This window comes from Herpetosiphon giganteus, from assembly GCF_016907925.1.
In the GTDB taxonomy this organism is placed as follows: domain Bacteria; phylum Chloroflexota; class Chloroflexia; order Chloroflexales; family Herpetosiphonaceae; genus Herpetosiphon; species Herpetosiphon giganteus.
Genome location: NZ_JAFBCZ010000033.1, coordinates 25,592 through 39,830 on the forward strand (window position 1 = coordinate 25,592; position 14,239 = coordinate 39,830).

Annotated in this window: 7 protein-coding genes; 2 read left to right on the forward strand and 5 right to left on the reverse strand. The window is 47.8% G+C overall.

Annotated elements, in window-relative coordinates:
- Positions 1–2 precede the first annotated feature (2 nt).
- Positions 3–3,494: a hypothetical protein gene (locus JOD20_RS22240; protein WP_204757380.1), complete on the reverse strand. Its 3,492-nt coding sequence runs from the start codon at positions 3,492–3,494 to the stop codon at positions 3–5.
- A gap of 692 nt (positions 3,495–4,186) precedes the next feature.
- Here JOD20_RS22240 and JOD20_RS22245 point away from each other — a divergent pair.
- Both JOD20_RS22245 and JOD20_RS22250 read left to right on the forward strand, forming a co-directional pair.
- Positions 4,187–5,188 carry a tyrosine-type recombinase/integrase gene (locus JOD20_RS22245; protein WP_204757381.1) on the forward strand — a complete coding sequence of 334 codons (1,002 nt, stop codon included), beginning with the start codon at positions 4,187–4,189 and terminating at the stop codon, positions 5,186–5,188.
- A gap of 359 nt (positions 5,189–5,547) precedes the next feature.
- On the forward strand, positions 5,548–5,769 hold the full coding sequence (locus tag JOD20_RS22250; RefSeq protein ID WP_204757382.1) for a type II toxin-antitoxin system Phd/YefM family antitoxin: 222 nt from the start codon (positions 5,548–5,550) through the stop codon (positions 5,767–5,769).
- A 455-nt stretch (positions 5,770–6,224) separates the two neighbouring features.
- On the opposite strand, the gene JOD20_RS22255 is transcribed toward JOD20_RS22250, so the two are convergent.
- From JOD20_RS22255 to JOD20_RS22270, 4 genes are all read right to left on the reverse strand, one after another.
- Positions 6,225–9,818 carry a caspase family protein gene (locus JOD20_RS22255; protein WP_204757383.1) on the reverse strand — a complete coding sequence of 1,198 codons (3,594 nt, stop codon included), beginning with the start codon at positions 9,816–9,818 and terminating at the stop codon, positions 6,225–6,227.
- 89 nt (positions 9,819–9,907) lie between these two features.
- Entirely contained in the window at positions 9,908–11,491 is a 1,584-nt protein-coding gene (locus JOD20_RS22260) for an Hsp70 family protein (RefSeq protein WP_204757384.1), read from the reverse strand.
- 48 nt (positions 11,492–11,539) lie between these two features.
- On the reverse strand, positions 11,540–13,468 hold the full coding sequence (locus JOD20_RS22265) for a ligand-binding sensor domain-containing protein (RefSeq protein ID WP_204757385.1): 1,929 nt from the start codon (positions 13,466–13,468) through the stop codon (positions 11,540–11,542).
- A complete protein-coding gene (locus JOD20_RS22270; protein WP_204757386.1) occupies positions 13,461–14,228 on the reverse strand; it encodes a hypothetical protein in 768 nt (255 codons plus the stop codon). Before JOD20_RS22270 ends, JOD20_RS22265 begins: the two co-directional genes overlap by 8 nt.
- Between the last annotated feature and the right edge of the window lie 11 nt (positions 14,229–14,239).

Genomic DNA, 14,239 nt, shown 5'->3' on the forward strand with positions numbered 1-14,239 from the left:
CCTTAGTTACCACGGGCTTCATGAATCTCTTTGATCACATGATCCATCTCGACACTAAGTGTATCGGGACGTGTCGCATTAATGACACTTGGAACGAAAATGATCGATGCCGCGTCCATCGTTTGGACAGGTTTAAATGCGGCATCAAAGTATTGATTTCCTCGCTCTTCCCGACTGCTTAGATTAATATAGATAAGCTTGCAGTTCTCGGGATGATTATGATGAAAAGCACGCAGTGTCATCAACTTTTGGACGGCTTTGCGCGTAAAATCGGCATTATTCAGATTTGGTCGCCATGCGGGATCATCCGAAGACAAGGTAAACTGTTCGAGTGTGCGCTCGCTATAATTCTTACAGTCGATATACCACGGTAGTCCAGCCAATTTAAGATCAACGATTTCAAACAAGCTATTCGGCATAGTATCAAGATGAATCAACTCGTCTTGGAAAATCGCCGCCACGGCTTCTTCACCAATGGCACCTAAAAGGATTGCTTGATAACAGAAGGGTGTTAACATGCGGTTCAGTGTTGGACTAAACGCTAATTCATAGCCCTTCCGTTCAAAATGCTGCCGAATAACGGGATGTTTCACAATTAAATCATAGGGACTATTGAGTGGCCATGGACTGACCGTTGCATGCCATATTCTATGGGGATATAGGGTGAGGGTATCCCAATCAATAAACACATATCCATCGGCAATATAGGATGTTGAGAACCAACACCCATAGCGATCAAGAAGCGGGCTATGGATCGTATGTTGGAGCACATCATGCCGTAGCTGAAGCCATATATTCCGTATATCCTCATTACGCTGACCGCGTCGGAAAGCACCGAGGTCATCGAGAAGTGTATTAATCGCTGCCTCACAGGCATTGTTCTGGGCATGGAGTCGTTCTTCCGCTTTACGGCGCATCTCTTTGACCATGCGCTTCGTTTGATTCGTTATCTGGGCAAATACCTGGCGAAGATTATTAGATAGCGTTGGCAATCGCTGCTCACGGAGCGATGCATATGCATCGCTCGTACTAAAGAGCTCAAAAACTTCATACACATCACGACTCATGTGGATGGTTTGATCAGGCATCACACTCCAAACGCGTTCAACACGCCCGATGGCCTGAATAAAGGTTGCAAGCTGGTTTAGGGTTGCATCATGACGCATGGTCATATCCGTATGATACCGACTATTAAGACTTGCATTATGAATATTTGTCAGTTGGATTTTGAACTCTTGCTCGCTAATGACTTTCCCCTCATATAATTTTGCGAGATACCAGATATTCTGTTTGACAATTGCATTGCGTTCTTGTTGTGAGTGCTGTGGGTCTGGCACGCCAAAATAGAAATAGGGACTTTCGAGCAGATGGACATGCTGAATATCTTTCTCTTCCTGTTGGTGGTCATCAGGGTAATATTGGAGATTAATTCCATTGCCTGCTGACGGGTAGGTTGTGATAATCAGGACGGGTTTTCCACGCCAAAAGAGGCTTTGATAATACGCCTTAAGTTGCTGTTCAGCATTGATCCGTTGACCTTGTTTCGCATCATAGAAAACGACAAGATAGTCTCGGCCTGCAAATGCCAACTCATAACTCGCGAGCAGACGATCATGCGGCTTAGGGATGTCGTCAAGCAGCGTAACGCGAAAGAGATCATCTTCTGGATACGGATGGGTAACAAACATATGCTGAATTTGGCGATACGAATTAAAAAAGAGCAAGTGCGTATCGCTGCGCTCAGCCGAGGGCTGATCCGCTATCCATAGTAGGGTCGCAAAGAAGCGTTCTACGCGCTTCCGCCGATATCCTTGCGGATCATTGCCGCCAAATCCGTCATCATCGGCAATTCCCTTGGTAAACTGCATCAGTTGCTTGTGAACTTGATTTGTCGAATCAAGATCGGTCGTGGGGATCACGGTAACCCTATTGCCTCGTTTTATTTGCTTGTCGGCATTCAAATGCTGCACAATCGCAATATCGTTCTCGGTTACAGGATGATAGTGTAAGCCTTCTTGCTGTTGAAGCCAGGTATCGTTGAATCCGCGCAGATAGCGAGGAATATCAGCGGTTGCCGAAAGTCCAAAAACGAGATTATGAGTTGCGAGATTAAGGAGCAACTTTTCAGGCGTAGTATAGATCCCATAATAGGCTAAATCAACCACATCCGGGTCACTCGTATGTTTGAGCCGATGCACTTCATACACACCATACCCACGATCAAGTAAGGTATTAAAGCGCGTGCGTTGGACAAGCGGCAGGTGCGGTGGTTGACGAATCTGCTCTAATTGGCGTTTAAAAACGGTTGTGTCAAAACATTGCTGGACTAATTCACGATACAACGCTGGATCAGCAGACTCAAGGTCTTTTAATACGCGAAGAATATCAGTGGTTACCTGATGCACGACACGAAATAGTGTATCAACATCAATCGTCGTTCCTTGCCGAGCAGCAGTAACAAGCTCAAATGATCGTGTGGTTGGCTGCACATAGAGGTCGTTGGTAAGGAGTGTTCGACTCGTTTCAAAAATTGTGATTGGTTGTTGCATCTCGTTCGAATAGGTAAATTGATTAATTTGGGGATAGTCTAATCCTGCCAGGTGCAATTGGTCAATTTGCTCAACAATATCCTCAATGGCCGTTCGGACGGGAGTAGTGCTTAAATACAGCGTGGATGGTAATTTATGCCGTTTCATCGCCCGATAGAAGGCTTCAACAAAGTGAAGTGGGGCATCAATTTGTCCATCATTGCAAATCAAGTCGATTAAGTTGTTCTCTAAAAAATCAAACTCATCAAGAAAGATAATGTGCTGTCCATGGTCACCCATCAAGGTACTGAGATTGACATGCGTTTTTCCGTCAAAGAATCCATAGAATGCCTTCTGAATCGTGAGGAGCAGGATTCGTTTCGTCGCATCATGGCGAAACTTAATATACGGAAAAAGCTGCTGAATAACGGGATGTTTCAGGAGGGTCTGATGATCGTGAGTTCGTTTGCGCGTAGCGGCATCAATCAGAAGGCGTTTCACAAAGTTTAGGATGCGATGAACTTGACGGCCAAGATGATCTTCAAGAAAGGGAAACTGGCGTATGTGTGCGAGATGCGAGCCAACGTCATGACAGAGTTTCTCAATACCTGCTATCCCACCACGAAGGGTAGTGCTTTCTGCATACTTCACGACGAGGGGATGGCGTAAAAACTCGTAGAAGCGCTCGCGATGGTCATCATGGAGGAGGCTATAGACGGTATCCGTGTCATTTTGAAGATGGACATAGCCAATCCCATCAGCGTCCAGTCGTTCAGCCATCTCTTGCAGCAATTGAATGCGATTAGCGCAATACATATATTTTCTATCGGTTTGCGTGTGCTTAATGGTTGCCGCAATCCCACTTGTTTTCCCCAGACCCGTTCCACCAAGAACCTGTTTAATCCCAGTAGTATGGGCGGTAATAATAGGATGGTAATAGTCAAAGTATGGGTGAACGAATGACATAACACCTCATCTCAAGATAATTCAAAAGATATCCTAGTGTAGGGAGACAATGTGACATCCGGTGACATAGAGCTATGCTTCATCCAAACCAATATGATAGTCGACATAGAGAAGGAGAGATTGTATGGAAAAATTACTATCATTCCTAGATACGCTTGATGGCTTAAGCGAAACAGCGAGTGCGTCAAAGGACCTTTACAATCCGCTCATACCGATAGATACGCCTGATATAATGACTGGGAGACGCATAAAATAATCCGTATGGTCTATCAAGCGAAGCTTACCCCATATATTATATAGATACAATTCATCGCAATTTCTAGCATGAATGGCGCAAAAATCACCTCCATGGGTGAGACTTACGCCCTCGTATACCATGGATCATCCGCGCAAAACGCCGCTAATAGGAGAGCGCTAAAAACTCGGGAGCAGCGGTCTCAGTGGCTAACGGCTCCCGCTATGGGTACTTCGGCTTCGAAATCTCAACCAGTCGGCTGATCGGCACCACCGTGTGCTGCTGTTCGCCATCGCGTTGCATGCACCCGACTTTTTTCTCTACCCCGCTCAACATGATTGATAAGACGCATTATCAATCACGTTATCCCTCCCTACCCCATTAACGTGATTGATAATGCGATCATATTCTGCTACACTGATGCCAGTATATCGTGATTGATAATACGGAGCGCTCTATGCACGAATCGTTTGGTCGCTATATTGAAACCTTCAGCGTTGGAAAATCGATCCATACGCTCCGAGCTATCCGATCGGATCTCCAGCGATTTGCAACGTGGTGGGAAGAGCGGATGCAGCAGCCTTTTACACCAGAGCTCGTGCGTGATCGTGATATGACTGCGTGGCAGATCTATCGCCAAGTCGAAAGCGGCGCGAAGCCCACGACGATTAATCGCGAATTATCGTCGTTGCGGGGGTATTGTGCTTGGGCAGTGAAGCATGGATGCATGCCAACCAACCCTCTGGCGGATATGCGGGTTCTTCCGCCTGATCCCTTGGCACCCCGTTCGCTTCCGATTCTCGCCATCGATATGCTGCTCCGCGAAGTTGGCAAAGATGCAACGAATATATTTCGCCAGCGTGATGAAGCACTGATCGCCCTGCTTGCCTATGCTGGTCTGCGGGTACAGGAAGTTTGCGACCTGCAACTGCGCGATATTGATCTCGCCGGCGAAACGATTACGGTTCGCCGAGGCAAGGGCGGAAAAGCGCGGCGCGTCCCGCTCCACCAATCGTGTCTTAAGACGCTCGCTGCGTATCTCGTACTCCGGTGTCCACCCGGTATTCCTCCGATTGGTGATCCCGCAGAGCGAAGAGCCGTCTTTCTGGGAATGGATATTACCCAGCCTGGCCAGCCGATCGAAAACCCCATTAGTCCACAGGTTATTCAACGGCTGTTCCGACGCGTGGCCCAGCAAACCCAACAACGACTCTTGGCCGATGCCCATCGAACATCCATCGCAACGCGCAAACAGAGCCTGATCCAGGCTGCACAGAGTTTGACCGAGGCCTCACCACATAGTTTACGCCACAGCCTCGCCCGGAGAATGTTGCATAATGGTGCCACGATCGTCGAAGTACAAAAAGTTCTTGGCCACAGCCGTCTCGAAACAACCGCCCGCTATCTGATGCCCAATGAGGATGAGATCCGCGATGCAATCAATCGCTCTGGTCTCTAATACTATTTTTGCAACCAGATGCGCCTGATCCGTGCCTCGTGCCCCCTAGAACAAGAGAAGAGCCATTGAGTCGTTACGCTGAATTGTAATGGCATCAATCATCTCAGCATGGCGAGATGATTGATGCGGAGGCGCTCCTGTATAGTTCACTATTGTCGTATACGCATGGCGTACCGAATGGGACATGCGCTATCCATGAGCATGAACGAATGGATGATTTAAAACCCTAGGTTTCTGTTCAAATGCTCTCACTCGTCTAGACATGGTCGCTTGAAGTGGCGCTGTGGAGGCATATTATCAGCACACGACAGAATGACCATGAATAATGGCCAATTCCAACGATGCTCAAGGAGAATTGAATGACGATTATTGACATAACCAAAGCGCAACACGATCTTGCTGCCTTGATCGAGGCCGCCACCCAAGGTAACGAGGTGATTATTACCCGCCCCGATGGCAGCGCGGTGCAACTCATTCCCGTGGCGAAGGGCACGCCCCAGTTTGGCAGCGCCCGTGGCAAAATTCGCCTGAGCGCTGATTTTGATGATCCGCTTGAAAATGGGATGGAGGATGCGGCATGAGGTTTCTGCTGGATACGCACACGCTGTTGTGGTTTTTGGCAGGCGATCCCCAGCTGCCCGCAGCGGTGCGCGAGCGGATTGAGCAGCCCAACGCACGCTAAGCCACGACATGATCATGTCGTGGCTTAGCGTGCGACGCTCCTTAGATTCATGGGCCAGAACCAAATGGAGCGTTTTTATGTCTGATAACTCCATTTATCAGACATAAATGGCCTATTTGAGCGCTGATGATGTCTGATAATCCTGCAAATACGTCCGCTATTCAATATCTGATAATCATCAGCATATGAAAAAATAGCCCATCAAAATGCGCTAAAACCCCTATGTTGCCGCTCGCCGCATCAACGTTGGGTTTACCCCATTCATGGTGTGTAGCAATTCAATGATGCCATAGGAGCGTCTTTTATCAAAGATGGCGATAAGGTTGATGCCTATGGGCTAGCTGGATTAATCCCCTATATGACTCCATTTGGGATCATCGATTCTAGGCTAACTTGTGTTGAAAAATATGTTAGGTGGTCGCATGGAACTTCGATAAATCTTATGGGCTCTTTAGAACGGGGAGAAATGTTCCGGACACTGCTTACAGCCACCGCGATATCGTTGGGTTGATCGTCAAAAGCCAGACTTGCCAAGCGATGCAGCGTTTCTTGAGAAAAGGCTTGTGTAAGACGTTGTATCAGCCGATGAAACCTCTTGTGTGCCTCAGGGCTTTGCAGTCGCGGAATCAAACTGGTGTTACCAGCAATAACAGTGTAGGGGATTTTGGGATCAGCATTCTCTGCCATACCAGATAGAAATGTTGAGGTAGGATGCATCTGATCAAGCGTTACATCAACATGCTCGATCAACGACACCAAACCAGATAAAATTTGGGCCGTCCATCCAAGTTCTGGAGCCATATTTAATCCCAGTCCAAGTAATATTGTGCCCAGATCCTGGTATACCGGCCAAGGAGATCCACCGTTGGGTGTGCCAAGTAATACAAGGTGCTGTACAACATCCTTGCCACCCAATTGCTCAATAAACCATCGTGAGACAAGGCCACCCATTGAGTGAGCGATGATATGAAATTGCGTATGATGGCCAGGTTTTAGGCCCACTGCAGCGAGTCGTTCTCTAAGTTTAGTTGCGGTAGTTTCGATTGAGGTTTGGAGATTCTCGTAGTCGAAGGCCAAGATAAGGTCATAGTGATCCACAACAGATTTCAGAGCACCAGTCTCTGGAAAATTAATAGGGCGGCTGCTCGCAACCATACCTGTTGTATCTCCAATAATGCCGTGGATATAGAGCACAATTCTTTGTGCCGCAGCGACTTGCTCTGCGATTACCTTGGTATTATCCTCATAGCTGACGATACCATCGTCACTGACCGTTGCGGAACGCAGCAACGGATAACGCTCTGGCTTGCCCAAACGCCGGCGAATGACGGTTTGTAAGAGAATCCGGATAGAACCTGTTAGGCTACGGTCACCGATCTCCAGATCGCTAGAGTCATTAGCTAGAATGGGTGGAGGCAGATGACGAAGCACGACTTGGAAACCGTCTGCTGTACGGACGCTATGACCGAGGGGCAGGAAAAACTCGCCATCAAAAGCATAGGGCAACAACGCTGTATCGCTTCTCAATACTGTATCGCGAGATTCTATGGTGATGATATTTAGCAGTAATGGTGCTTCTGGCGTAACTGCTTGATAATTAACTACATCTAGTAGTTCAATCACGCTCAGACCAGGATCGTTACTACGGCTAGTTGTGAACTGATATAAAAATGTATCCTGTGGCATATCTCGTAGCAGTGCTGGTTGAGCTTGAGTTCCTAAATCACGGCTCATATGCGGTAGGGTTGTAAGCCGAACACGGCCCTCCAACGCTGGATGTGACGCTAAGCTAACGATTACCGCACCATTGTTTAGAAGCTCGCGAGGCTCATCACCAGGTTTGGGAAGAGCTACGCTCATGCCCGGATGGACAATAGTTATTGATGCTTCACTTGTGGCCCAATCGACATATTCATCGCACAGGCCCGCCTTTATCGGCTTGCGAGCCCGCACATTGCTGAGCAGTTTGTCGAGCGATGTGGGAAAGTTAGTTCTTATATCACGCAACGCGAGCGGAATATCAAGCTCATCCTGTTCTAACAGCGTGGCATCGAATGGCTCTGTACTAATAATCAGCTTGTACTGATCTTGATATTCAGTCATACCTTGTTTCAGCAGGTCAGCAGGGATTTCTGATGGGATTGGCATTCCTTCATTAGCCCATACCTCTCCTTGGCTCTCAACAGTTGTTTTTGGCTCAATCCGCACAGTACCACCACGAAAGTAGGAATTTGTATCAATGCCAAACTCTTCGGATAGGAATGCTAGCGTGCAGAACATGGTTCTTGATGTAGTATTAACCAGGCGGATTTTGTATGCTGGTGGTTCCCAACGCTGGCGGGTTTGATTGTAACGATACTCAAGCCGAATATTCGCATTATCTGGAAATACCTCAGTTTGTTGTGATTGATCAGACTGCGAACGTACCCCTGGAGCGCCAGTAACACCATAGATCTCCAGACGCACTGCACCATCCAATGAACTCCCTGGATTCTCTAATTCGGCAACAGTGGACCAGCGCGCTATGTGTTCTAAGCGTCGAACGACGATTAGCGCCTGCTCACTATCGTAACCGCTTACATCTATAGTCAGTGGTCGTGAACTATAGGGGTGGGTAATAGCGTAGCTATTGGTACGGGCTAAAACACGCAACTGGGCGAGTGATGGCTCCGTAACAAGCTGAAGATAAAGCGATGGCTGACCTCCGCCGCCCGACTGCGCCAATGCATCTTCGACCAATGCCAGACCGGCTCGATCACCCTCAAGAACCACACCTAGTCGTTGGATAGGAATGCTAATGACTATCGCCTTATATGTTTCATCATTGACAAGCGAACCTTCATCGGCAGCCTTGATACTAACAACACTCGCCTGCGGTAGAACCATACTGATCTCTGCCATTGCCAGTGCCTTATCCAGCTTACTCAGTTCGTCGGCAGTGCTTGTGAGAGGAAATATTGCCAATCGAGTTGTCTCAGGTGTTGTGGTAAGAGGAATACCATGTACGGAGCCACCGTCAATTGTCCAATTTCCTTTATCACCGCTGTAAGCAAGCGTAAAATATGAACTTCTGTTGATTGCGCCACCCAGGAATGGCCGATCGAGATCGTTGCTAGCAGTTGCCTCGACTTGCGGTGTCTGATTCTGAACCCGATTTTTAACCAGCATCTCAACTTTCTTGAATAGGTCTCGATATGTCAGGCTATGTCCAGATTGACGCAATGTTTTCAGTAGGGCGTAAGAAAAGATGCCGCGGGATTGTCCATCAATGGACAGTTCCTTGGCAGTCTCGGAATCATAGCAAGCAGATAACACTATATGTTTCCCAGCTGGCAGAGCTACCCAATTCTGTTCAGAAGTACCAGTACTGGCAGTAAAGGTGTCGAGTTCGGCGGCAGTAAAGGTAGTATAGGTGTCTAATGGACGTTCGCGTTGATCTGTTATAGCACGGCGAATACTAACAGTACTTGTTACGTCATCACGGGTTGCCGTACCTGAATGGCAGGAATCGAGGATCACCACAATGTGTGGGTCTTTGGCGGCAACCTCAGCAATAAGTTTACCCAGTTCTTTATCAGACAGATCATAGTGATTAGGAGTGCGGCTGTCGTAGCATACTAACGTCTCGTTTAATCTGTCCGGCTCAAGATGCCAGAAAATCTCTGGAGCTGGCTCTTGCGATCCGTGTCCACAGTAGTAGAAAAGCGCTACGTCGGTAGCATTAGCCTTACTAAGATGTGAACGAAAACCATTTATGATGCCTTTGTATGTTGCCTGTTCATTAGTGAGCGGAAGTACATCAAGGTGATAGCTAGTGCCAGCGACGCGTTCATACAAAAAATTTTCAAAGGAACTAATATCGTTAACACAGCCATGGAGTGATCGGATCTGAGGCGCAGCGTACTCATCAATACCAACTAAGAGCGCATAGATCGTGGGAGTACTCATACAGTATGCTCCTTCTAATGTTTCACGTCTTATTCAGCTGTCCAGTATAGCTTCTCCAACACGACAATCTGCAGCAACTGGTTATCCGATTAAATCGCATAATCTTCGGCTTCGCGAATCATTGCATTAATATCGTTTTCACTTAATCCAAGCGTCCCAATAATGGTAAGCTGTTTAGAATTTCCAGTGCGACTATTCTGCCCTGATACATGAATAATCCCATCGGAGTCAACCCGAAAGACTACCTCGATAATAGGTTGACCAGCAGGTGCTGGCTCGATACCTCTTAGCACAAATTGCCCTAGTGGTTCGTTCTCAGCAACTTTAGCTTTTTCGCCTTGAAATATTTCAACCTCGACCTCTTCTTGACCATCAGCAACTGTTGAGAATTCCATCGAAACTTCCACGGGTACAGGAGTATTACGTGCAATCAATGGTTGCATAAACCCACCTTTTTTGCGTACGCCTAGGGTAAGTGGTACAACATCAGCCAACTTTATCCCTGTATCCTCACCTGCCAGCATAGCCCCTTGCACCGCTGCACCTAATGCGACCACCTCCTCCGGTGGAAGATCGGTGTTGGGAACACGGTTAAAGAACTTCTCCACAGCACTGCGGATCAGGGGCATACGAGTCTGCCCTCCTACTAGTAGAACCTCTTCAACATCTGATGGCTGTAGTTTGGCATCGGCCAATGCCTTGCGGCAAGGCTCCAGAGTGCGCTGAATAAGTGGTTCGGCGAGTATTTCTAGCTGTTGGCGGGTTAATTTCACATCCAAATCGTCCATCTTGATAGAAGAGCTAAGAGGTCCGACAACCTGAATGCGGGTTGTAAGTTCAGTAGAAAGCTCTGTCTTGGCACGCTTTACTGCTGCTCGCAAGAGGGACAGGGCATGAACATCGTTACGCAAGGCAGTGGACTGCGATCCGTCTATCTGATCCAACACCCACTGAACAATTACCCTATCAATATCATCACCACCAAGGAGCGTGTCCCCGTTAATAGCCCGTACTCGAAATGGCCTGCGTCCGAATGCCTCTAAAAGTGAAATATCAAAGGTACCACCGCCTAGATCATAGACCGCGATAACACGACGATCTTCAGAAGATTTTTTGTACCCATATGCTAGGCAGGCTGCTGTTGGTTCGTTAAGTACCCTTGGTATATTTAGGTGAGCAATCTGCCCAGCATCAAGAGTTGCTTGACGCTGCGAGACATGAAAGTAGGCAGGCACAGTTACTACCGCTTGGTTGATTGAGTGGCCGAGTTTATACTCCGCGTTACGCTTCAAATGTTTTAAGATCTCCGCTGAGACTTGGTGGGGTGTTAGGTGGTAGCTACCAATTACCGCCGCGATTCCGCCTCTCCGCCGTTTTGCAGCTTGCACCTCATACGATACATATGACTTATGAAGAGCTTCTTGCACAATTTCATCATCATATCGCCTACCCATAAACCGTTTGATAGATCGAATTGCGGCGGTCGGTTCCCTTGCCGCAATAGATTCTGCCTTGTAGCCAACCTCAAGTTGCTGGATTTCAGTATTAAGGGCAACTATGGAGGGAATAATAGGATTGCCCTCAGGGTCGGGGATAATTCTAGGCTCGCCATCTTTCCAGATAGCGATAGCTGACTTGGTTGTTCCGAGGTCAATTCCAACAATTATGGTCATAAACTCTCCTTTACGTTAGATCCGAGAGGATTAAGGATTCAGATCGAGTTAGGAGTGTTGGTAACGGTAGCAACTTACGCCAGCAGATGTGCCAACCCATAGTTCACAAGTGCTTCCTACGACACGCACTGAGAGGGCGGTAATCCAGTCATCAGCCAGGCCCGAGTTTTCGCTTGTAAAGTGCGATGGCTCAATGCTGGTAGTTAGTGAACTGTCTAGCAGAGGATGTCGCTCAAGGCCATTTTTGGTGCCCAGCCAGAGTCCGCCTTCAGATCCGGGATTGAAGGCTAGAGCGTAAATTGATGAGGTACCAAAGCGATGCCAGTCAGGGCTACTAAACAATCCTTCATCTGTGCCAACCCACAACTCATTGGTGTGTGGATCAAAGGCCAATGCCTGTATAGAACGGTGCTCGAGTTCGCCCCGGACCAACTCAAGCTGATCAATATCTGGGCGATATGCGAATAATCCGGCGGCTGTACCGATCCAGATAATGGCGTTGCTTGTGCCTTTTGTAGTGGGAGGCTGGTAGCACATAACCTGAATAGCTGGATTTGGGGCAAGATATCCCTTCCACGTGGAGTTGCCGTAGCTACGTCCATACAGTGCATCGGGTGTGCCCATCCATAAACCTCCACTCCTATCCGCCGCCACTGCCAGTACATGGGTAGTGGGTGAGAATATTGGGAGATCAAAACACTGCTTGATATAACGTAGCCCGCTCTGTCCCGCAGCGACCCACAACTCATCAGGGTTGGTACCAGGAACTAGTGACCGGATATTCCAGGGGAGTGGCTCGTTCCCATTGCTGCTATTGACTTTATGCCATTGACCTGCATTAAAATAGAATAATCCTCGGGCTGTGCCAGCCCAGACCGAATCTGCGTCAGAATAGAGGCATTGGATACTATTGCTCAGCTCATCTTCGGGATCTTGTCTAAAGGCTGGAGTGAGGCCATTCGTTTCCACCCGATAGACTCCCTCAGATGCGATGGCCCAGATTGAGTTCATTCCATTCAATATGCCGCTACCAAGTAGTTGTGGGAGGACTGTCGCAGATGGCCCGCTTTCCCAGACACCATTAACAATTCGACCTACTCCACTGACCGTTGATATCCACATTGTGTGGTTATTTCGATCGAGCGTCAGGCTGAGAACTTCGGATATCATACCTTGAACAGCAGTCTCATACGAAAAGCAGGTGGGATCGAGGCGATACAATCCCCAGTTTGTACCGATCCATAACATCATATCAGGACCGTAAGATAATGCTCGGATTTGTATCCTCAGTCCACGATTACCCTCCTTGTCAATCGAGAGATCAACAAAACGGGGCTTACTAACACCAGTATTATAGTACAAACCCCAGTCTGTTCCCAACCATATAGAACCATCAGCATCGGCCAAAATTGCTGATACATCGCCTTCTACACCATCCAATATCCTTGCTGGCTGTAAGTCAAGTTTATCGACTAATGGGTCGGTTTCAGCTATCGCTATACCCCCATTAACATGCCGTAATACGGCAACGATGCCACCACTAGGGCGCGCAATAACGTGCTGTGCTCTCCAGTCTAGCCCGGTTTGATAACACTGCCAGCCATCTTTCGAATTAAGAGTAAGTTTACAAATCGCACCGCTTTGCGTTACGGCCCATACATGTCCCGCTTGCTCCACCGCAATGCTTTGAATCGGATTACCAACCAATCCGTGTTCGCTGTTGTGCCGGATTACTTGCCGCAAGGCGGGTGACCAGCAGAGTATCCCCCCCCACGTGGCAATCCAAAGATTTGTTTGTGAATGATCCAAAACAAGGTCACGCATTTGAGATTGACTAGAGAAGGTTGTCCAGTTGGGATACGGTGGTACTGAAGGAGCAAATTGGAAATGGCTATTGATTTGCACATATGAGGCATCAATGGGTTGTATCTCTCGTAGTTGCCTGGGCTCTATTGCGCGGGCTTCTGGATCAGCCATGGGTCACCTCTCCGCCAATTTTGGCTTTCAGTTGCTCTTGTAGAACGTCGATCTTCTTTTGTAAGCTTTGATTTGCAGTTAGCTGCTCAACGGCAAGATTATCGAGAAATTGTTCCCATTGATCGGTGGTTAGGAGCTGACGGTCTTGCCACAAAGCGTAGGTTGAATCTTTTTCAAGCCGCCGTACCTTGATCTTCCAGAAACCCAATCGATCGTTTAGTGCTTGTTGCCAGGTATTAAGGCGGCTAAGTTGATCATCCAACGTTTCATATGGAGTGCGTTGCAACCAGATTGCACCCCAAGTTAACAATTCTAAGATATTCCCTATATCCTGCTGATCGTCAACTACACAGGCATTGATCTGTTGCATAATCATTTCGTGATCCTCAAGCGAGACAATCTCCTCCAGATAATCAGCCAAGTCGCGTTTACGTTTATCGCGCAGGTCTGCCGTTAGATTCTGAGCAGGGACTTGTGTACTGGCGATAGGGATATTGACAACAGTTGATGCTGTTGTCGAGGTCTGATTATGCGCCTTTGGTGGAGTAACTATAGGTTTGAGTTGTATTCGCAGATCTTCAAGCCGTTGATTGAGTTCAACGGCTATGCTGTTGAGAGTCTGGAGGCGAGTTGCATACTCCCTACTTACTGTAAACAGTCCGGCCTCAATTTGCACGGCACGTTCTCGAACAGCAATGATCTCTTCCAAAATGTGCTTAAGGTTTTCGAACATTGCATTAATCTGATCCTGAACTGTCATTGCATTCCTCC

What these genes read in the sequence shown, in the direction of transcription:
- JOD20_RS22240 (WP_204757380.1), bottom strand. Translation starts at nt 3,494, where the DNA reads ATGTCATTCGTTCACCCATACTTTGACTATTACCATCCTATTATTACC.
- JOD20_RS22245 (WP_204757381.1), top strand. Translation starts at nt 4,187, where the DNA reads ATGCACGAATCGTTTGGTCGCTATATTGAAACCTTCAGCGTTGGAAAA.
- JOD20_RS22250 (WP_204757382.1), top strand. Translation starts at nt 5,548, where the DNA reads ATGACGATTATTGACATAACCAAAGCGCAACACGATCTTGCTGCCTTG.
- JOD20_RS22255 (WP_204757383.1), bottom strand. Translation starts at nt 9,818, where the DNA reads ATGAGTACTCCCACGATCTATGCGCTCTTAGTTGGTATTGATGAGTAC.
- JOD20_RS22260 (WP_204757384.1), bottom strand. Translation starts at nt 11,491, where the DNA reads ATGACCATAATTGTTGGAATTGACCTCGGAACAACCAAGTCAGCTATC.
- JOD20_RS22265 (WP_204757385.1), bottom strand. Translation starts at nt 13,468, where the DNA reads ATGGCTGATCCAGAAGCCCGCGCAATAGAGCCCAGGCAACTACGAGAG.
- JOD20_RS22270 (WP_204757386.1), bottom strand. Translation starts at nt 14,228, where the DNA reads ATGACAGTTCAGGATCAGATTAATGCAATGTTCGAAAACCTTAAGCAC.